Below are 21,539 nucleotides of genomic sequence, written 5' to 3'. Positions count from 1 at the left end.
GAGGCTATCATTTCATTACTTCAACTATTAAGTTGATAAAGCGTATCTTTACATTGGAATTAGCAGCATGAGCAATATCACCCTACGCGACATATCGAAAGCATTAAATATCTCCGTTTCTACCGTTTCGAGGGCATTAACGGACAGTCACGAAATTGGAGAAGAAACCAAGAAATTGGTTTTGGCTTACGCTAAAGAACACAACTACGTACCTAACCGTATGGCGAGAAGCCTCAAAGTAGGCAAAACAAAATCGATTGGTGTGGTGATATGTGCCATCGATAATAGCTTTGTAGCTCAAATGTTAGATGGTATCGACCAAGCATGCAATGAGAATGGCTACCAGATTATCATCATGCAAAGCAAGGAATCCTATGAGCAGGAAAAAGCCTGTATCAACCTTTTATATGCCAGCGGCGTAGATGGCATTATGATTTCCCCATCCTATCAAACAACTGATTTTACCCATTTAAAAGAGTTGCAACAACAAGGCTTTCCGATAGTACTTTTTGACCGCATCACTAACGAAATAGATGCGCATAAAATTGCCGCTAATAATTTTAAAGGTGCTTACGAAGCAACGCAACACTTGATTAGCAGTGGCTGCAAAAAAATAGCACATTTAAATAGCAGATCTAATTTAGCCCTAACTATTGAGCGTTTTGAAGGCTACAAACAAGCTTTAATAGATGAACATCTGAATTATAAAGAAGAATTGGTAAAGTTTTGCGACACATCGGACGCCGAAAACATCGATGAAAATATTGCAAAGTCAATGGAACATTTGTTAAAACAACAGCCCGACGCCATTTTTACCACCACAGATTTGCTAAGCACTAAAGCACTAGCCTACCTCAATCAAAATGGCTACCGTGTGCCAAAGGACATCATGTTATTAGGTTTTAGCAACTCTGATCTAGCTCCGCTACTAAATCCATCACTAAGCACGGTACATCAGCCTTCGCGGGAAATCGGACACTTGGCCGCACAAACCTTAATTCAACTTGTTAAAGGGAAAGATTTAGGTCCCGCCGAAACCACTTTGTTGGACACCGCACTTCACGTCAGGAAATCCACTATTAGATAAACAACTTTGCTGCAGAGGTTAAAACCCACATTTGACATTAGCACGACCACCACAATGAAGCACTTTTAAAGTATTTATTTAATTTTGCAATCTGATTTACAATAATGAGCAAACACGGTAGAATTTTAGTAGCCATGAGTGGCGGGGTTGATAGTTCAGTAGCTTCGGTAATGCTGCATGAGCAAGGTTATGAGGTAATTGGCTTAACGATGAAGACTTGGGATTACGCCACATCGGGCAGTAATAGCAAAGAAACCGGCTGCTGCAGCTTAGACAGTATCAATGATGCACGTACTTTAGCAGTAAATTATGGCTTCCCTCATTATATCTTAGATATTCGAGACGAATTTGGAGATTTCGTAATCGACAACTTTGTAGATGAATACTTGGCCGGGCGTACACCTAACCCTTGTGTGCTGTGCAACACGCATATCAAATGGGAAGCGTTACTTAAACGTGCCAACAAATTGGATTGTGAGTTTATCGCTACTGGACATTATGCTAATATCCGTTTACAGGATAATGGTCGTTATGTCATTTCAAAAGGTAAAGACGAAAACAAAGACCAGTCTTACGTACTTTGGGGCGTTTCTCAGGAAAACTTAGCTCGTACTAAATTCCCGTTAGGCAGTTTTACCAAAGCTGAAATTAGGCAAATGGCCTTGGATATGGGACAGGAAGAGCTTGCTAAAAAAAGTGAAAGCTATGAAATTTGCTTTGTGCCAGATAATGACTACAGAGCATTTTTGAAACACAAAGTGGAAGACTTAGAAGATCGTGTTGCTGGGGGTAATTTTGTGAATACCCAAGGCATGGTAATTGGACAGCATAAAGGCTACCCATTTTATACTATCGGTCAGCGTAAAGGTCTTGGCGTAGCTTTTGGCGAACCTATGTTTGTAACGCAAATTTTGCCAGAAAGCAACACAGTTGTTTTAGGCAGAGCCGACGAGTTAGAACGTGGAGAAGCTACGGTGAGAAACGTCAACTTAATCAAGTATGCCAATGTAAACGAACCGATGGAGAACATCGTTACAAAAATACGTTATAAAGATGCTGGAACACTCAGCACTATTGTGCAGGAAGGCAATAACATGCGTGTAGTTTTCGACCACGCCGTTTCGGCAATAGCGCCAGGGCAATCGGCAGTGTTTTACGAAGGCAACGATTTATTGGGCGGAGGTTTTTTAGTTTAACTTAAGTTAGTGACTAGGGATTTAGGCAGTCAGCGTTAACAGGAAAGCGTAAGAAGTAGAAGTTAGAATTAAAGCTATCCTCAGCCAAGTGCTTTTCTCTCCACTTTGAGGAGAGATGCCGAAGGCAGAGAGGAGCTTATAACGTTGCAAAGTCTACAAAATATTAAGCCCAATTGGATAAACCTTAAGTTGGCCCCATGCCATCTCTAAATAGGATTGCTAAGCTCAACATATAGAGGATAAAAGACGTAATTATTGTCAAGGCGACAGCTAGCAATATGCGGTATATTATTTTCCCTTTAATTAAATGCCAAGCAAGAGGTATAGTCATTAAAGGGGTTAAAAAAATAGCAAACCATAAAACTTGACCTAGAAAATCCATCAAGCAAGTTAAGTTATAAATTTGATATTTAGGTTATAAAGCAAAACACCCCGATAAATGCCGGGGTGTTCTGCTTTTATACGGAATCTTCCCGATATCAGTCTTCGAGTTTTTTAATGCTAATTGGCAAAGTCACAACAAACGAAGTTCCGTTCGGTTCATTAGAACGAACATCAATGCTTCCCTTTAACTGATCAACAATTTCTTTGCACAGGTATAAGCCAATACCAAGTCCTTGAAACTTAGCATCCACATTTGAGCCACGGTAAAACTGCTGAAAAATCAAGGCTTTGTCTTCCGTTGAAACTCCTATCCCACTATCTATCACCTTAATCTCCACATTATCTGCTCGCTTGTTCACCTCAATAGCTACTTTATTGGCATCAGGCGAAAATTTCACGGCGTTATCAATGAGATTAAACATCAGTTGTTCCAAATGCTTTGGCGATATGTTAAGTTCAGTATTTGAATTTGCAGACAGCACCAACTGATGATTTTGATAGCTAGGCTGTAGTTTATCTATAATTTGCTTCACAAAGTTATCCACATTTAAAGACTGTAAGTTTTTGCTAACGCTTCCCGATTGAAACTTTGCGATTTCTAATAACGTACTCGTCGTTTGTTCCAGCCTGCCAGCAGATCGTAAGGCAGCTTCCAAAGATCCTTTCAATCCTTCGTCGCCCCTTTTTGCCACTTCTCTGCGCAACAACTGCAGATAACCCTTCATACTGGTTAGTGGTGTGTTAATCTCATGGCTTGCCAAACTAATAAAGTCCGCTTTTCGCTGTTGGTTAACACGAAGTAAAGTAACGTCTTCCATCGCTAATAAAATCCTGTCCTGACTGATGCCATGGTGGTGCACCTGTCTTGCATTTAACAGCAAAATTTTACGTCCTAAGTTTTTAAAATCGTGCTGCATTTCAAACCCTTCAAAAGGATTTTTAGTAGGTAACACATTCCTCAACAATTCCAACAAAGCTGGAATATCCCAAGCGCCGCCACTAATTTCAGTCAGCGGATGACCTGAAATTTCCTCATTACTCAATTCAAATGTTTTGCAAAATTGTGTATTTGCCGACACGATGCGGAGTTGACCGTCGAGTACCAGCAATGGCTCTCTAATGGTTTCAAAAATGCTATCTAGATAGAACTCGCTGGCTTGTAACTGTAAATTTCTGTGGGCAATATCCGCTTCCAGGGCTAGCCTTGCTGTAATTATCCCAGTTACATCTTCTTGTATTCCAATGAAATGGATAATATTGTCGTTTAAATCTCTTAGTGGGGCGATAATAAGATGATTCCAAAACATCTCTCCATTTTTTTTGAAATTCTTAATGTCAACGCTCACTTTTTCGCCTTTAACAATGGCTTCTCCAATTGCGGTACGAGCAGTGCTTTGAGTGACTTCCCCCTGTAAAAAACGACAATTTCTACCTATAATTTCTTGAAAACTATAGCCCGTAAGCTGTTCAAAAGCCTCATTACAATAAATAATCGGATTATCTGGCAAACGATTGTCGGTGATTACGATACCGTTACCCGAGCCCTCCATTGCCTGAAGGAAAATATCCGAATTGACTTCCAAAAGCCCCGCAATTATAGTTTCTCTGTTTTCCATGATAATTTTAATAACAACGTAAATGGGCTAAATGATTGCTTAATGATGTGAAATACATCAATTTTATTTTTTTTCAATGAACAAATGTTTAAATCACTGTCTATTTTCACAGTGCTTACGGAAGTTAATCAAAGCTGTAAGAAACGTCTAAAAAGTCCGTAGATTGATAGCTAGACCTATTTGAACAGTATTCTCCCAAACCATTACAATGGAAATATTTTACGTCGGAAAGCATGAAGCCACCCGATAACAGTTGATAAATGATATTCATTATTTTTGCTGATTCAGGTTGCAATGACATTGCTTAAAGACCGTCCGAACCAGTTTATGACGACACTTAAGGGTGTACGATTAGAATAGAACGCTAAAGTAGAAAAAGTTTCCGGATTAAGCGCATCTAAAAATTTAAAAACGCGGATTAACGATGATGAGGTAATCTTATTAACTCAATGGCAAACAATACTTATCTTTCACCTGTTCAAAACTTAGGTATGAAAATAGCAACTTACAATGTAAACGGAATAAATGGACGACTGCCGGTACTGTTACGCTGGCTCAATGAAACACAGCCAGATATCGTCTGTCTGCAAGAACTCAAAGCTCCGCAAGAGAAATTTCCCTTACAAGCCATTGAAAATGCAGGTTACCATGCTATTTGGTATGGGCAGAAAAGCTGGAATGGCGTAGCGATTTTGTCAAAAGATCCAACAATGAAAGAAATACAACGCGGACTTGTAGGTGATGATGAAGATCTACAAAGCAGGTATCTTGAAGTATTGGTTCACGACCTATTAATTTGCTGTTTGTATTTGCCTAATGGAAATCCCGCACCAGGTCCAAAATTCGATTATAAACTGAGGTGGTTTGAACGGCTACAGCAACACGCACAAATGCTCATCGACAAAAAAGTTCCAGCTTTATTAATAGGCGATTTTAATGTAATGCCTACGGAACTGGACGTTTACAAACCAGAACGCTGGGTTGATGATGCCTTATTTCGGCCAGAAACCAGAGCAGCTTTCCAACGACTGGTTTCACAAGGCTGGACAGATGCGATTAGAGCACTTTATCCTGAACAGAAAATTTATACTTTTTGGGACTACTTCAGAAATGCTTATGGCAGAGATGCAGGACTACGCATTGATCATTTTTTGCTCAGTCCGCCAGTAAAAGATAGGCTTAAAGCTGCTGCCGTAGACAAACATGTACGTGGTTGGGAGAAAACGAGTGATCATGCTCCCGTTTGGATTGAACTTAGCAAATGATTTGATGAAAACTAGTGCTGGAATTTTACTTTACCGAACTATTGAAACGCAATTACAGGTGTTTCTGGTACATCCTGGTGGCCCATTTTGGAAAAATAAAGATGAAGGTGCCTGGTCGATCCCTAAAGGGGAATTTGAAATGGGAGAAAATCCTTTAGATGCTGCCAAACGCGAATTCGAAGAAGAAACCGGACAAAAAGTCGATGGTTACTTCATCCCACTAGAGCCAGTCAAATTAAAATCAGGTAAGATAATTTATGCCTGGGCGGTGGAAGGTGAAGTTGATGCAGGCAACATCAATAGCAACTACATCGAAATCCCTTGGCCGCCCAAAAGCGGAAAGATGATGCAAGTACCAGAAGTGGATCGTGGCGAATGGTTTAATAAAGCGATGGCAATGACTAAAATTAATTCGGCTCAAGCTAATTTAGTGGAACAGCTGGCTAAAATGATTGAAAAAGCTTAGTTGAACCATTTACTAACTCTATTAATTATTCGTTTAAAGAAGGAAGGCTTTTCACAGGCTTTGATATCTGCACTAGATATTGTAGTGATACTACCCACCAAAACAGATGACTTTTTCGACTGATATCCGACAACTACAACCTCACCCATCAGCAAGTTATCTGGCAACAATTCCACAACTAACTCCTTATTATAGCCTAGCACAACCTCTACGTCTTGCGTTGCATAACCCAAATAGCTAATCTGCAACTTCAGTTTTTGGTTGAGCTCTCCTTTTATCATTAACTTAAACCTACCCAAGCTATCGGTAACCATACCTTGGTTTGTAGACACTACTTTAACACTTGCCTGCTGTATTGGCGATTGATCCTCTGCTGCCTTCACAATGCCTTTCACTTCATATACGCCCGGATACGTAAACTTCTTCTTTTCCAAGTTGCCGGGCTCTACCAAATGAGTTGGCGATTGTTCCTTCAACACAGGCTGCTGCGAATTCGCACTGCTATGTATAAAAAGTGTAAAAGCTGAAGCTAAAAGCCATTTATATTGGAACCTACTTTGGGAAGCAACATCAATAGTTGACAGCCGATTCAATTGCGTCATTTGACCCGCATCGATCCTACCACATACTTCTCCACGATTTTGAGCAAAATAGCGCTGCAATTCAATAGTAGTCATTTTGGTGAAGTCTATCACATCTTTATTGCATTGCTTGCAAAAACCGCCCATTGCAGTTGGCTTCATTTCATGCCATGCTTGGCTACATGGCTTCGGTATATCTAAAGTAATTTTGCTATTCATCAACTCATTTTACAAGGAGATGTAACAGCGCTACAATTTCCATAAAAAAAAATACGGGTAGCGAAATTAATATCAACTAGCGATTTACTTTTCCTTTACCAACTTGCTCACTTCCTTTACGATATAACCATTTTGAAAGTAAGCGTAAATATCGTCACCTGGACAAGTTGTCTGTGTGCTATGATCGCGATGTGTAGAGATTTCTTTAGGAGAGATATTGTATTTAATGCATTGATCGGCCAATAAACTCACCAATACTTTGAGCAAATTTTCATCTAATTTTTGTTGATTGTAATTTCCAAGAAAGCAAATCAATAAGTGTCCTGTCGGGTCATATTCCGTATTCGTTTCTCCCACTGTCAATGGATTTCTGCCTTGCAAGACAGTTCCATCCGGCGCAATGAGTAAGTGATAAGGTACATCAGCCCATTTTCGATCTGGTCCCATACCCCAAGTCTGAATATTTTTTAGTCGTTGTTTGGCATTATCGTTAACTGTCAACAATTTTCCTCCTTCATGGTGTACCGTAATTTGAACCGGAACATGCTGTTTATAAGGTCGTCCCTCCACGCCGTTCCATTCGCTTTTCGGAATAATCGCTACAGTATCTCTCTTTGAAACAGCAACAATCTTCTTAGTTTGAGCATTCGCCATCAATGAGCTTAGTAGCAATGCAATCGTAAAAATTCGGGCAAATGCGGGGGTTAATTTTTGTTGGAACAACATATAAAAGGTTTTTAAATATTTCAAATTTACATTTTTTAATTGGCTTTGAGGCTGACACGTTAATAGTTAAACGTTATGCGTTCTACTGTCTCTACATCTAAATTTATTATCAAGTTGGATGATCAGAGAGCGCTAAATCCTTCCATCTTCATCACAATTCTACTATCTTTGCGGCTCATTTTAAAAATCAGACATTGATCGACGTAAATAACATCTCCGTATCTTTTGGTGGCACAACGCTTTTCAGCGATGTATCTTTCTCTATTAACGAAAATGATAAAATTGCTTTGATGGGCAAAAATGGGGCTGGCAAATCCACACTGTTAAAAATTATAGCTGGTGTAGGCAAAGCCACTTCAGGCCATGTTTCTGGCCCTAAAGATGCCGTAATCGCTTATCTACCACAGCATTTGCTTACCGAAGATAAAGTAACGGTTTTTGAAGAAACTTCTAAAGCGTTTAACGAAGTATATCAAATGCGTGACGAATTAGAAAGTTTGAATGAGCAACTTAATGTTCGTACAGATTACGATTCGGACGACTACATGAAGTTGATTGAAAGGGTATCTGAACTGAGCGAAAAGTTTTACTCGATGGAAGAGGTGAACTATGATGCGGAAGTGGAAAAAGTACTGAAAGGTTTGGGATTTTTACGTTCTGATTTCACTCGTCAAACTTCAGAATTTTCAGGTGGATGGCGGATGCGCATTGAACTGGCAAAAATCCTATTGAAAAAGCCAGATTTGATTTTGCTAGATGAGCCTACCAATCACATGGATATTGAAAGTATCCAATGGCTGGAAGATTTTTTGATCAATTCTGCTAAGGCGGTAATTGTAATTTCCCACGATCGTGCTTTTGTAGACAACATTACTAACCGCACCATTGAGGTAACCATGGGCCGTATTTACGATTACAAAGCAAAATACACCCACTACCTGCAGTTACGTAAGGAACGCAGAGAACACCAATTGAAAGCTTACGAGGAGCAACAGCGTTTTATTGCTGATAATCAAGAATTTATCGACAGGTTTAAAGGCACCTATTCTAAAACCTTACAAGTGCAATCAAGGGTAAAAATGTTGGAAAAGCTGGAGGTGATACAAGTTGACGAAGTGGATACCTCTGCCCTACGCTTAAAGTTCCCGCCTTCGCCACGCAGCGGTAACTATCCGGTAATTGTTGAAGGATTGACGAAAGCTTACGGTGATCATTTGGTGTTCGAAAATGCCGCTATGGTGATTGAGCGTGGACAAAAAGTAGCTTTTGTAGGTAAAAACGGTGAGGGTAAATCAACCATGATCAAAGCGATTATGGGCGAGATTGAGTATCAAGGCGAGCTAAAAGTTGGCCACAATGTAAAAATAGGCTACTTTGCACAAAATCAAGCCGCTTTACTAGATGGTGAACTCACTGTTTTCGAAACTATCGATCAAATAGCCGTAGGCGATGTAAGAGTGAAAATCAAAGACTTGTTGGGTGCATTTATGTTCAGCGGTGATGACACCACCAAAAAAGTGAAAGTATTATCTGGCGGAGAAAAAACTCGTTTAGCGATGATCAAACTTTTGCTGGAACCAGTAAATGTTTTGATTCTGGATGAGCCAACCAACCACTTAGATATGAAAACGAAGGACATCATTAAAGATGCCTTACGTGATTTCGATGGAACGCTCATTTTGGTTTCTCACGATAGGGATTTCTTAGATGGTTTGGCAGAAAAAGTATTCGAATTTGGAAATAAGCGTGTGCGTGAACACTTCGAAGACATCAAAGGTTTCTTGGCCTACAAAAAAATGAACAGCTTAAAGGAAATTGAGAAATAACCGCTTTAAACTACAGTTATCATGTGGATAAAATTCATCTAACGAGATAAAATCCATCTAATTTCGGCATTTATATCACAACTATTTTGTTTAATTTTGAAAGGATTTGAGGTTGATTGACTTCAAATCCTTTTTAATTATTAATACACCAACAAACAAGCCTTAATAGTTTATGGAACAAACCTGTTTAAACTGCGACTATACTATTGATGAAAATTATTGCAGGCATTGCGGACAGAAGAGATTCAAAAGGATCGATAAAAAATACGTAACTGACGAGATTCAGTACTTACTGATTCATACGAACAAAGGTTTTCTCTACACTGTAAAAAAGCTAATCAAAAGCCCAGGAGGAACTGCTAGAGAATTTGTTGATGGCAACAGGGTTAATCACTACAAGCCGATGCTGTTAGCGTTCTTGCTGAGTGGTATCTCTGCTTTTATCTCTTTTAAAATCATCGGCTTTGCGAAAATCATGCGTGAGCTTTACGAGGGTCAGCACTTGAATTCGGCTTTTATGAATGATTATATGTCATTCGTCACTAGCTATAATTCATTCATTATGTTGGCCATGATTCCTGTTTTTGCTTTAAGCACTTGGATTGCTTTTCATAACTGGAAACATAATTATTACGAGCACATTGTAATGAACGCTTATATCCTGGCGGCTTACAACATCATGACTATCGTAATTGTTTATCCGATACTATTTGCCGTTAGGCACAATACAAATTTAGTAAGTTCCATAAGCACGCTTTCATTTATACTTACACCTTTCTTGCTAACTTGGTTTTTTAAAGGATTTTATCGTGATAAGCCTTTAAAGCAAATTATTTGGAAAGTATTAGCAAGTTTAGGACTAGTTTCAGTAGCTTTTTTTATTTTGATGGTAGTAGTTGCTATTGGCGCATTTATTTACGGGATTACACAAGGTCCGGAGGCAATAAAATACCTCCAACCTGCTGGAAAATAAAAGAAGTGAAGAAATAGCTTAATACTACTTCTTCACTTCAACAGCTTTACTAAATTACCTTTTAATGATCAATTTATGCTGACTTACTCGTTGATCTTGGTAGATGATTTTAACTAAGTAAAGTCCATTATTCAAGTTACTTGGAATAGAAAATTGATTAGCAATTGGAACAATATCTACTAACTTTTTACCAGAGAAATCAAATAACTGCGCAAGTTTCGAAGGCCCACCAGAATAGCTGACGTTAAAGAAATCACTAACAGGATTGGGGAAAATTGAAATTTCGGTACTGACGTTTAAATCAAATTTTATCATTTTCACTTCGCTGATCTCGATATCTCCATTTAAGTCTATCTGTTTTAAACGATAATAATTATATCCCGCTAATGGCTTTAGATCTGCATAGCTGTAATTGGATAGCTGATTAGTAGTGCCATTTCCTTTGAGTGTTGCAATTTGCTCGAAATCAATGCCGTTATCACTCCTTTCAACCAGAAACTTTTCATTATTCAATTCCGTTGCGGTTTTCCAAGTAAGGATAACTGATGACAGCGATGCTTTCAACTGAAAATCAATCAGTTTAACTGGCAAAGTTGATGGCACTGCACCGTTAGCTATACCAATAGCAAAATCAGAGAAGCCGTTAATTTTTCCAGCTTGAGCAGTTACCTGTCCATTTGACTCTGTCGAAGTTCCATTCTCCCCAAAAAATCCCCAAGCCGACGAAGAATTGTTTCTTTTCAGCACCACATAATTGCGTACATCCGCTGCTCCGTTGGTGTAGCCCTTCCCTGTTAACGAGATGGTATAACTACCTGCTGTTAAAGCAACGTCTGGCGTAACTGTCCAAATTCCCGTATTCAGCAAACTGCTCACCTGTTTACCGCCAACCGCTACGTTGGGTGCACTGCCATTAATTGTTTTAGTAAAACTTGCGGCAATTGTGGTTGGCCCCGTAACGTTGTTAAGCTGTAAGGATACTGGCGCATACCTATCACTAGTGCCTATGGGGAAGTTATAATTGCCGTTGGCCGCTACTTTAGAAGCTACCTTTCCGATGATATAACTCGTTTCCGAACCACCAACGATATTATTTACAACCAGCGGATATAACTCGAAACTAAGGTTGAGCGAACCATTGGTTAATATCAAATCGCCGTTGATAGTACCACCATAGGTAGTAGCAGTACCGCTAAAGTTTAACTCTAGCGTTTGGTTAAATGCCGATGTAAAATAGAATGTGACGCCCGCATTTTTAATAGTCACCTTACCAGTGCCACTGGGTACAACATTGTTAAATGCACCCGTAAATGTTCCAGCAGTGTTAATTTCGATAGTTCCATTATTTACGATACCGAATGGCGCAGAAAAGTTGAGCGGAAGCTGCACCTTTGCGCCTGACGCCACTTCAAGTTTAGCCGGAGCAGCATTTGCAGGGATGGTAGTAGGATAACTCGTCAGACCACTCGGTAAAACAGTCTTCTTCGTGCCATTAGGTATGCCGTTGCTCCAGTTCGCGGCGTTGTCCCAGTTACCGTCGTTAGCCTGACCAGTCCAATTCGTTACCTCTGGTGCCGGTACAAGTGACAAATCACATTGTGCTAAAAAGAAATCGGATGGCGTACTCCCAGAACTGGCGCTCACCGCATAGGTACTATTGTTAAGCTTCAACGAGCTGCCATACCAACCGCCAATCATCATTTTGGAGTTTTGCGCATATTGAGCCACCAAAACTTGCCCCGGATTATAGGAACCACCTTTCATTTCAAGCGTCGCTATTTTATCCACGGCATCTGTAGCCTTATTATATTTTATCGCTATGCCGATGGCCACTGTAGGATCAGTTGGCATATTGATAAAATAATCGCCATAAGCAATTGCTCTTGCAGTGGGGTTACCTACTTCTAGAGAATAGCCGTATATACCATCATCTCTAACTTTGAAAGCCCCTTTGTATGGTGTATTTTTCAAATACCTTGCTACTGAACCAGTGTTATCCAATTCAAAATAAGAAAAGCCAGATATGTTGTTAGTTGAGATACCCTGAAACACATCACCAAAACCGCCTACCAGCCAAATGTAGCTTCTTCCGTTTTTATCAACGGTATAATAGCTCGCACTTCTTCCTTTGATTTCCTGTATCCATTGCACCGCTCCATTACTGTTGATTTTTCCAATATAGGTAGTGGCTAAACCTATTGCAGTAAAATTTTGTCCCAAAAAAGTTCCAGATGAGGATCCTAAGGCATAAGTTGTGAGATAAGCGTTGCCATCGGTATCTACGAAGTTATCAGCAGCTCCAGCGCCCGCATTGGCTACTGTCCACTGTTCGTTACCATCTAAATCGAACTTTTTAATTTGATTATTGCCGGTTACCCAAACTGCATTTCCACGCACTGTTATTCCGGAAATTGAATAATCGCAGGCGCTCCACAACTGATTGCCGTTGGTATCAAACTTGGTTAAAAAATTTAAACCGCCTATGGAAACGCCACCGTTGGTGATACCTACATAAGCGTTTCCGTTAGCATCAACTGCAATTACTGAAGCCCATTCATTATTGGCAGTTCCAACCTTCCCAAGTCGCTTAAGCCATTGCGCTACGCCTGCCGAGTTGTACTTCACTACAAAGGCATCCTCATCATAGTTAGCATTCGATGTACCATCGCCAGATGTACTTACGCTGAGTCCACCAATGGTTAACGTTCCCATAAAACGACCAATAGCATACACATTTCCATTAGCATCGGTGGTCATGTCTGCCAGCTGTCTACCTGGAGCATTGCTGGCCACTCCGGAGGTAGAAAACCAGCTCCAAGCAGTATTGGTTTGAGCAAACGCAGCATTTAATAATGCGACCAATACAAAAGTTAGTAATAGTTTTTTCATGTAATGAGAATTTAGATGATGGAATTATTTCGTCATTTCTAATACTAAGCCGTACTGGCTGGTCATTTTTAAACTACTGCTGTTGACAACATTGATGGTCCAAGTACCTCCGCCGCTAAGCACGGTGTAATTTCCATCCGTTTTGGTAAACGTAACTTTAGTATTGTTGTCGGAAACCACGAAAGAAGCAGTTTCTTTACTGGTAGTTGTGCCATTGAAAGAAAGCACTAGATTTGAATTCCCCTGCGTACTTGAAGTTGATGTCGCTATAAAGGTACCGTAAGCTGGCGATTGGAGGGTTTGCCCATCGTACTTACTGATTTTCCAACTGCCTTCTAAGGCAACTGTTGCATTTTCGTCTTCATCTTTTTTACAAGCGCTGAAGCATAATACTAATACTAATCCGATAAAGAGTTTTGATAATAGCTGTTTCATTTCTTAAGATGGCCTTGTTTAAATGACCATTACAAAGTTGAAAATCAGCCAGTAGGCAATCAATAGATACAAAAACTCATTTTAATAGGTATAAATACCCATAGGTTATTCTAAACCATTGGCTAGCGCATATTTAACTAGGCCAACCGTACTTTTACAATTGCACCTAATGAACAAGTTTTGCCGGTGATTGTCTACGGTCTTTTTACTAATGAACAGCTTTTCTGCAATTTCTTCGCTCGTAAATTCTTTTACAATTAAGGATAATATTTCCCGCTCACGGGGCGAAAGCACGTTAAGTTTTTCATCTTTAACTTTTTGCTTTTGGTACTGGCCATAAATTATGGGTACGATGTCCTGCGAAAAATAAGTTCCACCATTAGTGATTCTGTGCAAAGCTTGAAGGAGCTCAGTACGTCCCGAATTTTTCAAGATATAGCCATCAGCTTCAGCTAGCACCGCCTCCTTAACAGCTTGCGGGTTGTTATACATCGATAAAACTAACACCTGTATATGAGGAAATTGAGATTTGATCATTCGGCAAAGTTCAGTACCCGATAACAATGGCATGCTAATATCAGTAAGCAACAAATGATACTGTTGTGGCTGCATTTGGATTAAATCCATTGCTTCCTGTCCGTTATTAGCTTCAGAAATTACTTGGTAAACATCGCCATCTAACATCATTTTTAGTCCATCAATCACCATTTGATGATCATCTGCAATCAAAATATTTATTTTTTCCTTTTCCATTAAGCGGGAATACTAATTTCAATTTGAGTACCTAATAATCTTTCGGATTTAATGTTCATATCCCCATCCAATAGGTGAACCCGGGCAGAGATGTTTTTCCAGCCTATACCTTTGGAATCATCTATTTTCGCGGTATCGAATCCCACCCCGTTATCTCTAATGGCTATTAGCATATGAGCTTCTCCCTTAGTGATATCCACATCAATTTGTGAAGCGTTAGCGTGTTTAACCATATTGTTAAGCACCTCTTGCACAATACGATAAACGGAAAGTTTATTCTGCTGTGCTAAGTTAATGTGTTGCACATTCTCTGCGATATGAATATTTACTTGAGTTTTGCCAGTATCATTAATTTTTTGGCAGATATCTTCCAACGCCGCATACAGTCCGAAATTTAAGGCTTCTGGAATTAAATTATGGGAAATCGACCGCAACTCATCAATGGTTTTATCTACTAAATTCAAGGTATTGTCAACCGTTTTATCCGCTGGATTTAAGGTGGAAACATTCATCTTTACCACAGAGAGCATTTGCCCTATTCCGTCATGCAAATCTCTAGCGATACGAATTCGTTCGTTTTGTTCCCCCTCAAATACTGCCCGCGTTGCAATTTCCTGCTGCTTGTAAATTTCCGCTTGTAGCAAATTTTGTTGTTTTAACTTGTTGCGTTTATAGTAAGAAAATGAAATCGCACCTATGGCTAAAAATGCCATCAACAACGAACCGATAGCTAAGTTCCGTTGCTTAACTTCTAAGTTTTTATTCTGAAGCTCAAGCTTTTGTATCCTACTTTGTTTCTCAAGAGATTTGATATTTTGTGTTTTCTTTTCTGCATCTAGTTGTTGATTGGCAAGCAACTGATTTTTGTTGGTGAGCTCGAGTTGGTTAATTGTAAGCTGTTGATCCTGTTGTTGGATGAATGCATTGCTTTTGTCTAACTGCAACTGTCTGTTTAGCAAGTCCAAACTTTTAATGCGATTATCTTTATTTAGCAGGTCAATCTGCTTCTCTTTCTTGTCAGTCTCATAGGCAGTTCTTAACTGATTTACTATAGTTAAATTTTCTTCGTTTAGTACTTTTTCCTTCGCCAAATCATATTCTGCTAGTTCCAAGGTGGCTTTTCGGGCTTGTCCACTTTGCTGGTATAGGACTATCCTATCTCTACGCACATTTAAAAGCTCTAAAAACTGATTTGCTTTAATAGCCATTTCTAAGGCTTTATCCAGCTTTTTTTCGGCGTCAGCAAATTTCTCTTCCGAGATATCCAACCTAGACTGATTACGTAACACAGTGATATCGTTAATTACATTTCCGTTCAGCGCCGAATATTGTAGCGCAAGCTTTGAATATTTTTCAGCTTGTTTTTCATCAAGAGTTCTTTCGGCGATGACCAACAGTTGTCCGTAAGTTTTCATCAACCTCTCTTTGCTGCCTATTTTTTCAAAATAAGGGATGTTGGCTGTTAGATTTTCCTCCGCCTGCGTAAATTGTCCTTTTTTAATTTGGATAGTAGCAATGTTAAATCTTAATGCTGCAACAGTGCGCTCATCTTTTAACTTTTTAAAATTATCAAGAGCCTTAAAGTTCAGCTCCAAGGCCTTATCAAAGTTCTTCATTCGATTATACAATGCTGCTAAAACATATTGAACATAAGCTGTTTCAGACAAGTTTTTAGTTTTTTCAATGATATCTAGCGCCGAGATTAATGTGTGCATGGAAGTATTATAATTCCCTAGTGTCATATAAACCATACCCATATTTACTAGATTAGCACTTTGCTCATTTGGATCATTACTATTTTTAGCAATTTGATAAGCTAGTTGATATCTTTCGATCGCTTTTTTATTATCACCCATATCTGAAATAATATTGGCGGTATTTCGCAACGCCGTGGCAACTAGCTTTTGATTTCCGCTACGTTTAGCAGCCGATAGTTGTTTTTCGAAATATGCCAACGAATTTTTGGCGGCTCCCAACTTAGCATACATAACGCCATAATTATTATAAATACGGCATAAGCTCGTATCACTCTTAATAGCTATCGCTAATTTTTCCGCTTCATTAAGATATAACTTAGCATTCGTGGTGTCCCCGGGAAGGAAAGAGGAAGCTTTAGTTAATAATGACTTGATTTTATCTAATTGATGTTCATTAGTTTGTGCAACAACAATTAAATTACAAATTAGTGCAAAGCACAGTATATATCTTTTCATTAATAGAACTTCAATGCCCTAATATAGAAAAGATTACACAAAATTATATTCTTTAAAAGAATAATAGGGATAATTACCTAGTACGTGAAAATAACGGATAAGCTACCCCAACCATTTTATTCTAGATGGAAAACGCTGCGCATAACTCATCACCAATTGCAACATGTAATGATTGCCTTTGTATGCCGTGATATGTTCCCTAACTTCCTGATAGTTGGAAAAGGATACATCATTGGTTAAATACCCCATTCCGCAAAAACTGCCTTTTTCTACATACACACAACCTAACTCATCAGCATTCCTGCCATTTTCGATGATGACAAAACTTGGCTGACCAGCAACCATATCTTCCAACAAAGCATTAACTGCAGCGTTATGACTATCCACGCTTGGAAGTTGCTCATCACTGCGCAGTACCGAAGCTTTGCCATACCTACAAAAACGCTGATCAATTTGGAACTTGTTGGTCATTTCAGCTAGGAAATTCAGTCCATCTATCTCCCTGTCAAAAGTTTTAATATGCGGCTGTTGCTTGGTTAATCGACCTACGGCTAAGTAACTATATCCACTCACACCAATATAATGATACAAAGCAAATTTAGCTTCAAAACGTTTTAAGGCGCTGTTATGCGCTGGCCACAAACGCTGAATTTCTGTACATTCCAACAACAAAGCCATTAGCTCCGAACCACATTTTTCATAAGAAATATGATAAATATCTTTCAAGAAATGTTGTCGCCTAGCACCTAAATCATTGCCTGTAAAGTGAGAAGCCACTCTCTTTTTTATATTAACGGCTTTTCCCACATAAATCACTTTCCCTATGTTATTGTGAAAGTAGTATACACCGGGACTTTGTGGAAGTGCTTTAAAGTCAGCCAATGGTACATTCGGAGGCAAACGTTGCTCCGGCGAAGCTTTAAGCACCATTTCTCTTATGATTTGTTGCTCATCTTTCTCCAATAACATGGTAAACAAATGAGCGGTTGCTTCGGCATCTCCTAAAGCACGGTGCCTATCTTTTAAAGCAATTCCAACGGAGCTACAAAGCTTACCTAAACTGTAAGAAGGTAGTCCAGGCAATAACTTTCTCGAAAGCCTAACGGTACATAGTTTAGTAGCATTCCATTGGATACCGCAAGCCGCTAATTGACCCCGCAAAAACGAATAGTCGAAATTTACATTATGCGCTACAAAAACTTTATCTGTCAATAGTTCAATCAGTTCTTCTGCAATTTCGGCGAAGCTAGGTGCAGCAGCTACCATCTCCTCGTCGATACCCGTTAACGCCGTAATGTGTAACGGGATAGGCATTTCAGGATTCACCAAGCTGCTCCAACGCTTGGTAACACGCTGCCCGTCGTGTAAAATGACTGCTACTTCTGTAATGCGACTGTTCGACACACTCCCTCCAGTGGTTTCAATATCCACCACGGCATACTGCGTTGCTACGGATTTTAGAGTTTTAGTTTTAACGGGCGTATCCATAAGGCAATATTACTAAATTAATTAGTAACAACAAAACAACAATGAACTAATAATCAGTTAAACAATAACCAATGCACTAATGAACCGATGATCTAGTGAGCTAATGACCAATGAACCAATAATCAGTTAAACAATAACCAATGAACCAATGATCTAGTGAACTAATGACCAATAAACCAACTAAAGCTTTTGCCCAAATAATAAACTTAAATTTTGATATAATTCTGGGTGCCTATCTTTCATCCGTTCCGGATTCTCAAAGAAATATTCGGATACTACAGCAAGAAACTCTGCTTCATTGGTGGTCGCATAAGGATCAATGTCCGATTTGTTATCTTCTATTCGCTTTATTTCCTGATGCATCATCTTCACCCAAGGCATCACATACTCATGTTTTAGCAAATGTTGAGGCACCCCGTCCGTTGCCCCGTCAGATTTATCAATGAGATGTACAAACTCATGAATACCCGTGTTCGAATTTCCTGCACTCTTCGAAAAGCCATGCCTTAAAGCAGACTGCGATAGGATCATTTGCCCGTTCATGTAGCCATCCCCTACCATTCCCAAAATATTACGCTCACCGTCTGCAAACTGAAAATCCTTATTAAAAGTATCTGGATAAAGCACTACCGTGCCCAAATTCTGGTATTCCCAATCCTTAAATCCGAAAATGGGTATAACAGCACTAGCGCCCACTAAAATCCTATCCAAGGCAGTCACTTCAGTTCCCACCCCTTCAATGGATACTCCCGCTAAAAAGTTAGCAAGCTTTGTTTCAAAAAGCTGCTTTTGCTCAGCACTCAATTCGGCATAAAAAGTAACATTTGCCGCCAATAATTTCTTCTCTTCGGCAGATAAAGTACGCAGTTTAAGTTGCTTTTTTCTGAGGATAAAATACAAAGCAACAATCAAGAAGACTAAAAGAATGAGGTATGGTGTGTAGTTCATCACTAAAAATAAAAAAAGCTGCCTCAAAAGCCCTTTTCTTGGTCCTTCGAGACAGCTTTGACGTTTAAAAAACTAAAATTACGTGATTTAGGGACAAGAAAATTATGCTGTTTTGCTAGCGATAGCGCTTCAAATCTTCGTTCGGCTAATTTTCGGTCTCTTATTTTTCGGGCTGCACCAACAAGCCAAAGCACTTTCTTTAAAAGAAAAATAAGCAACCGAGAGTTTTTGTTACTTTTTGCGGTCAAAAAGTAAGAGCCCAGCGGCGGCGAGCTAAAAGAAACAGCTTTAAAGCAAGTTTTTCAAGAATTGCAGAAATACTTAACCCTAACTCACGTTAATACTACTATAAATTCTTTACAATCTGTTGGTCTAACGGTGTTACCGCCGAACGATAACGGTGTACCAACTGACCTTTTTCATTAATTAAAAACTTCTCGAAGTTCCATTTAATGTCGCCAGTAAAATCTGGATTTGGCGCAGAAGTTAAAAATTGGAAAAGTGGCGTAATGTCAGCACCTTTCACATCACTTTTCTCAGCAATTAAGAAAGTAGTAGCGAATTTGCTAGAGCAAAACTCTTTAATTTCTGCATTGGTTCCCAATTCCTGTCCGCCAAAATTAGCCGAAGGAAAGCCAATTAACACTACATCCTTGCCATACTGTTTGTGCAGTTTCTCTAAATCTTCATATTGTTTGGTATAACCACATTTAGATGCGGTGTTCACAATCAATATTTTTTTCCCTTTAAATTTAGACAACTTTACTTCTTTGCCATCTAAAGTTTTAAATGAAAAACCGTAAACATCTTTAGGTGGATTGCTATTCAAAAACAGCCCCACAAATAAAAGCAGTACATTAATCATAATTCTTGTTTTTTTTCTACGAATATAGAGAATAGCAAGCGTCAAATTTACTATCTCTTTCCACAAAATATTACGATTTGACATTTATATTAAATTTCGTAGTTGTTGCAAGCAAATCATTTTTCATAGCTTCGCATTAAAACTTATGCGTTTAGGTAAGTTGATAACCAAATCTGTAAGAAATTGAAATTACTGCTCCAAAACATTGAACGGCAGCAAGATGGCAATGTTATCTGCTCCGTTACTGATAAAAAAGGCATCATCTTGTACGCCAACGAAAAATTCTGTCAAGTTTCTGGCTACTCTGCAGATGAGTTGGTAGGCGCTAACCATAATATCATTAACTCTGGTTTGCATCCACGTAGTTTTTTTAAAGAAATGTGGAAGACCATTGCTAGTGGAAACATTTGGCAAGGCGAAATCAGAAATAAAACCAAAGACAACAGATATTATTGGGTAGACACCATTATTTTTCCGATTCATGCTACAGATGCAGAAGAAAGTTACTTTTCAGTAAGAACGATAATTGACGACAAAAAAAATGCAGAATTCAGGAAAGAACAACGCATTAACGAGTTGGAGAATTTGCTTTTTACCATCAGCCATGAAATGCGACAGCCGATTAGTCAGATTTTAGGTTTAATGCACTTGCTCAACCAAGAAAGCCAATTACCTGAAGAATTAAAACAAATGATCAATTTCCTAAACAATAGTGCATCACAACTAGATAGTCATACTCGTAAAATTCTCAAACAAGTGGAACATATCGCTAGTCAGGATAAAATAACCGAAGCATTAAGGTAAAATACTGATGCTTTTTCTATCTTTGGTATAATGAAATTCAAGCAGTTGATATATTTAATGTTAGGCGGTGCAATCGCAATTTGCTCCTGCAACAAGTCGGAAAACTCTCCTGCACCAGATATGAATTTCGCTTATTTTCCGTTGAAACTACAGTCTGTAATCGTATATGATGTAGACTCTACTGTTTACAGCGATTTCAATAATTCGGTTACAACTTTTAGTTTTCATTTAAAGGACACCGTTACAAATACTTTTACTGATGCACAAGGTGATAAAGTTTATCGTATTGAACGGCTGAAGAAAACAGCGGTTAGAGATTGGTTTTTTTTAAAAGTGATTACCAGAAAAACAGTTAATAACAGAGCTGAAGAGTTTATTGATAATAAAAGGTATGTTCGATTGGTATTTCCAGCCACAGAGCAATCCACTTGGAATGGAAATATTTATAATGATTTAGGCGAATGGCGCTATGAAATTAAAAATTTAAATCAACCATTAACCATTGGAACCAATAAGCTCGACTCCACTTTAACTACTAAATACGAAGAAATAAATGCTTTAACGGAGGAAATTAACATTGAAACCTACGCTAAAAACATTGGATTGGTAAAAAAAGAAGTTAAATCTGTTGTTAAAAATATCAGTAGCGGACAAATTAGGCGTGGCTATGCCTACACTATGCGAGTGTCCAGTTGGAAATAGGCATTAGGAGTTAGGGATTAGTTCCTAAGGGTCAGGTATCAGGGATTAGTTGCTAGTGAATCACAAACGATTAACCAGTTAACCAACTAACCAAATCCCCAAT

The 21,539-nt window shown here is 38.9% G+C and carries 18 protein-coding genes; 8 read left to right on the top strand and 10 right to left on the bottom strand.

Annotated elements, in window-relative coordinates:
* The first annotated feature begins 67 nt into the window (after positions 1–67).
* Both ACY2A0_RS17560 and mnmA read left to right on the top strand, forming a co-directional pair.
* The gene (locus ACY2A0_RS17560; RefSeq protein WP_461790682.1) at positions 68–1,087 is read left to right on the top strand and encodes a LacI family DNA-binding transcriptional regulator; all 1,020 of its coding nucleotides are present in this window, start codon (positions 68–70) and stop codon (positions 1,085–1,087) included.
* Positions 1,088–1,191: 104 nt separating this feature from the next.
* Entirely contained in the window at positions 1,192–2,283 is a 1,092-nt protein-coding gene (gene mnmA / locus ACY2A0_RS17555; protein WP_461790681.1) for a tRNA 2-thiouridine(34) synthase MnmA, read from the top strand.
* A 479-nt stretch (positions 2,284–2,762) separates the two neighbouring features.
* Here the strand turns inward: mnmA and ACY2A0_RS17550 are convergent, their stop codons facing one another.
* Positions 2,763–4,283: a PAS domain-containing sensor histidine kinase gene (locus ACY2A0_RS17550; protein ID WP_461790680.1), complete on the bottom strand. Its 1,521-nt coding sequence runs from the start codon at positions 4,281–4,283 to the stop codon at positions 2,763–2,765.
* Positions 4,284–4,774: 491 nt separating this feature from the next.
* Between ACY2A0_RS17550 and xth the strand changes: the two genes are divergently transcribed.
* Complete coding sequence (xth, locus tag ACY2A0_RS17545; RefSeq protein WP_461791075.1) at positions 4,775–5,548, top strand: exodeoxyribonuclease III; 774 nt, start codon at positions 4,775–4,777, stop codon at positions 5,546–5,548.
* 4 nt (positions 5,549–5,552) lie between these two features.
* Positions 5,553–6,014, top strand: a complete 462-nt coding sequence (locus ACY2A0_RS17540; RefSeq protein ID WP_461790678.1) for an NUDIX hydrolase — start codon at positions 5,553–5,555, stop codon at positions 6,012–6,014.
* Here ACY2A0_RS17540 and ACY2A0_RS17535 read toward each other — a convergent pair.
* On the bottom strand, positions 6,011–6,814 hold the full coding sequence (locus ACY2A0_RS17535; protein WP_461790677.1) for a carboxypeptidase-like regulatory domain-containing protein: 804 nt from the start codon (positions 6,812–6,814) through the stop codon (positions 6,011–6,013). The two genes, ACY2A0_RS17540 and ACY2A0_RS17535, sit on opposite strands and share 4 nt — an antisense overlap.
* A gap of 84 nt (positions 6,815–6,898) precedes the next feature.
* Positions 6,899–7,540 carry a peptidoglycan recognition protein family protein gene (locus tag ACY2A0_RS17530; RefSeq protein ID WP_461791720.1) on the bottom strand — a complete coding sequence of 214 codons (642 nt, stop codon included), beginning with the start codon at positions 7,538–7,540 and terminating at the stop codon, positions 6,899–6,901.
* 194 nt (positions 7,541–7,734) lie between these two features.
* On the opposite strand from ACY2A0_RS17530, the gene ACY2A0_RS17525 reads away from it, so the two are divergent.
* Both ACY2A0_RS17525 and ACY2A0_RS17520 read left to right on the top strand, forming a co-directional pair.
* Positions 7,735–9,366 (top strand): ABC-F family ATP-binding cassette domain-containing protein, encoded by a 1,632-nt coding sequence (locus ACY2A0_RS17525; protein WP_461790675.1) that lies wholly within the window; start codon positions 7,735–7,737, stop codon positions 9,364–9,366.
* 172 nt (positions 9,367–9,538) lie between these two features.
* Positions 9,539–10,339, top strand: coding sequence for a DUF3667 domain-containing protein (locus ACY2A0_RS17520; protein WP_461790674.1), 801 nt, complete (start codon positions 9,539–9,541; stop codon positions 10,337–10,339).
* 54 nt (positions 10,340–10,393) lie between these two features.
* Here the strand turns inward: ACY2A0_RS17520 and ACY2A0_RS17515 are convergent, their stop codons facing one another.
* From ACY2A0_RS17515 to ACY2A0_RS17485, 7 genes are all read right to left on the bottom strand, one after another.
* A complete protein-coding gene (locus ACY2A0_RS17515; RefSeq protein WP_461790673.1) occupies positions 10,394–13,228 on the bottom strand; it encodes a T9SS type A sorting domain-containing protein in 2,835 nt (944 codons plus the stop codon).
* 24 nt (positions 13,229–13,252) lie between these two features.
* Positions 13,253–13,663: a hypothetical protein gene (locus tag ACY2A0_RS17510; RefSeq protein ID WP_461790672.1), complete on the bottom strand. Its 411-nt coding sequence runs from the start codon at positions 13,661–13,663 to the stop codon at positions 13,253–13,255.
* Between the two features lie 105 nt (positions 13,664–13,768).
* Complete coding sequence (locus ACY2A0_RS17505; RefSeq protein ID WP_461790671.1) at positions 13,769–14,416, bottom strand: response regulator transcription factor; 648 nt, start codon at positions 14,414–14,416, stop codon at positions 13,769–13,771.
* Positions 14,416–16,629: a tetratricopeptide repeat-containing sensor histidine kinase gene (locus tag ACY2A0_RS17500; RefSeq protein WP_461790670.1), complete on the bottom strand. Its 2,214-nt coding sequence runs from the start codon at positions 16,627–16,629 to the stop codon at positions 14,416–14,418. Before ACY2A0_RS17500 ends, ACY2A0_RS17505 begins: the two co-directional genes overlap by 1 nt.
* Before the next feature lie 102 nt (positions 16,630–16,731).
* Positions 16,732–18,117: an exonuclease domain-containing protein gene (locus ACY2A0_RS17495; RefSeq protein WP_461790669.1), complete on the bottom strand. Its 1,386-nt coding sequence runs from the start codon at positions 18,115–18,117 to the stop codon at positions 16,732–16,734.
* Positions 18,118–18,297: 180 nt separating this feature from the next.
* Positions 18,298–19,065, bottom strand: a complete 768-nt coding sequence (locus ACY2A0_RS17490) for a M90 family metallopeptidase (RefSeq protein ID WP_461790668.1) — start codon at positions 19,063–19,065, stop codon at positions 18,298–18,300.
* 346 nt (positions 19,066–19,411) lie between these two features.
* Entirely contained in the window at positions 19,412–19,930 is a 519-nt protein-coding gene (locus ACY2A0_RS17485) for a glutathione peroxidase (RefSeq protein WP_461790667.1), read from the bottom strand.
* A gap of 183 nt (positions 19,931–20,113) precedes the next feature.
* Between ACY2A0_RS17485 and ACY2A0_RS17480 the strand changes: the two genes are divergently transcribed.
* Both ACY2A0_RS17480 and ACY2A0_RS17475 read left to right on the top strand, forming a co-directional pair.
* A complete protein-coding gene (locus tag ACY2A0_RS17480; RefSeq protein WP_461790666.1) occupies positions 20,114–20,734 on the top strand; it encodes a PAS domain-containing protein in 621 nt (206 codons plus the stop codon).
* A gap of 30 nt (positions 20,735–20,764) precedes the next feature.
* The gene (locus ACY2A0_RS17475) at positions 20,765–21,436 is read left to right on the top strand and encodes a hypothetical protein (protein ID WP_461790665.1); all 672 of its coding nucleotides are present in this window, start codon (positions 20,765–20,767) and stop codon (positions 21,434–21,436) included.
* The last annotated feature ends 103 nt before the right edge of the window (positions 21,437–21,539 follow it).

The sequence above is a fragment of the Pedobacter sp. genome (assembly GCF_965249885.1).
Lineage (GTDB): Bacteria > Bacteroidota > Bacteroidia > Sphingobacteriales > Sphingobacteriaceae > Pedobacter.
The sequence above is the reverse complement of the archived record's forward strand: the minus strand, read 5'-3'. Positions and strand labels throughout refer to the sequence as shown.

Coding starts and splice junctions, on each gene's coding strand:
- ACY2A0_RS17560 (WP_461790682.1), top strand. CDS start 68: ATGAGCAATATCACCCTACGCGACATATCGAAAGCATTAAATATCTCC.
- mnmA (WP_461790681.1), top strand. CDS start 1,192: ATGAGCAAACACGGTAGAATTTTAGTAGCCATGAGTGGCGGGGTTGAT.
- ACY2A0_RS17550 (WP_461790680.1), bottom strand. CDS start 4,283: ATGGAAAACAGAGAAACTATAATTGCGGGGCTTTTGGAAGTCAATTCG.
- xth (WP_461791075.1), top strand. CDS start 4,775: ATGAAAATAGCAACTTACAATGTAAACGGAATAAATGGACGACTGCCG.
- ACY2A0_RS17540 (WP_461790678.1), top strand. CDS start 5,553: ATGAAAACTAGTGCTGGAATTTTACTTTACCGAACTATTGAAACGCAA.
- ACY2A0_RS17535 (WP_461790677.1), bottom strand. CDS start 6,814: ATGAATAGCAAAATTACTTTAGATATACCGAAGCCATGTAGCCAAGCA.
- ACY2A0_RS17530 (WP_461791720.1), bottom strand. CDS start 7,540: ATGTTGTTCCAACAAAAATTAACCCCCGCATTTGCCCGAATTTTTACG.
- ACY2A0_RS17520 (WP_461790674.1), top strand. CDS start 9,539: ATGGAACAAACCTGTTTAAACTGCGACTATACTATTGATGAAAATTAT.
- ACY2A0_RS17515 (WP_461790673.1), bottom strand. CDS start 13,228: ATGAAAAAACTATTACTAACTTTTGTATTGGTCGCATTATTAAATGCT.
- ACY2A0_RS17510 (WP_461790672.1), bottom strand. CDS start 13,663: ATGAAACAGCTATTATCAAAACTCTTTATCGGATTAGTATTAGTATTA.
- ACY2A0_RS17505 (WP_461790671.1), bottom strand. CDS start 14,416: ATGGAAAAGGAAAAAATAAATATTTTGATTGCAGATGATCATCAAATG.
- ACY2A0_RS17500 (WP_461790670.1), bottom strand. CDS start 16,629: ATGAAAAGATATATACTGTGCTTTGCACTAATTTGTAATTTAATTGTT.
- ACY2A0_RS17495 (WP_461790669.1), bottom strand. CDS start 18,117: ATGGATACGCCCGTTAAAACTAAAACTCTAAAATCCGTAGCAACGCAG.
- ACY2A0_RS17490 (WP_461790668.1), bottom strand. CDS start 19,065: ATGAACTACACACCATACCTCATTCTTTTAGTCTTCTTGATTGTTGCT.
- ACY2A0_RS17485 (WP_461790667.1), bottom strand. CDS start 19,930: ATGATTAATGTACTGCTTTTATTTGTGGGGCTGTTTTTGAATAGCAAT.
- ACY2A0_RS17475 (WP_461790665.1), top strand. CDS start 20,765: ATGAAATTCAAGCAGTTGATATATTTAATGTTAGGCGGTGCAATCGCA.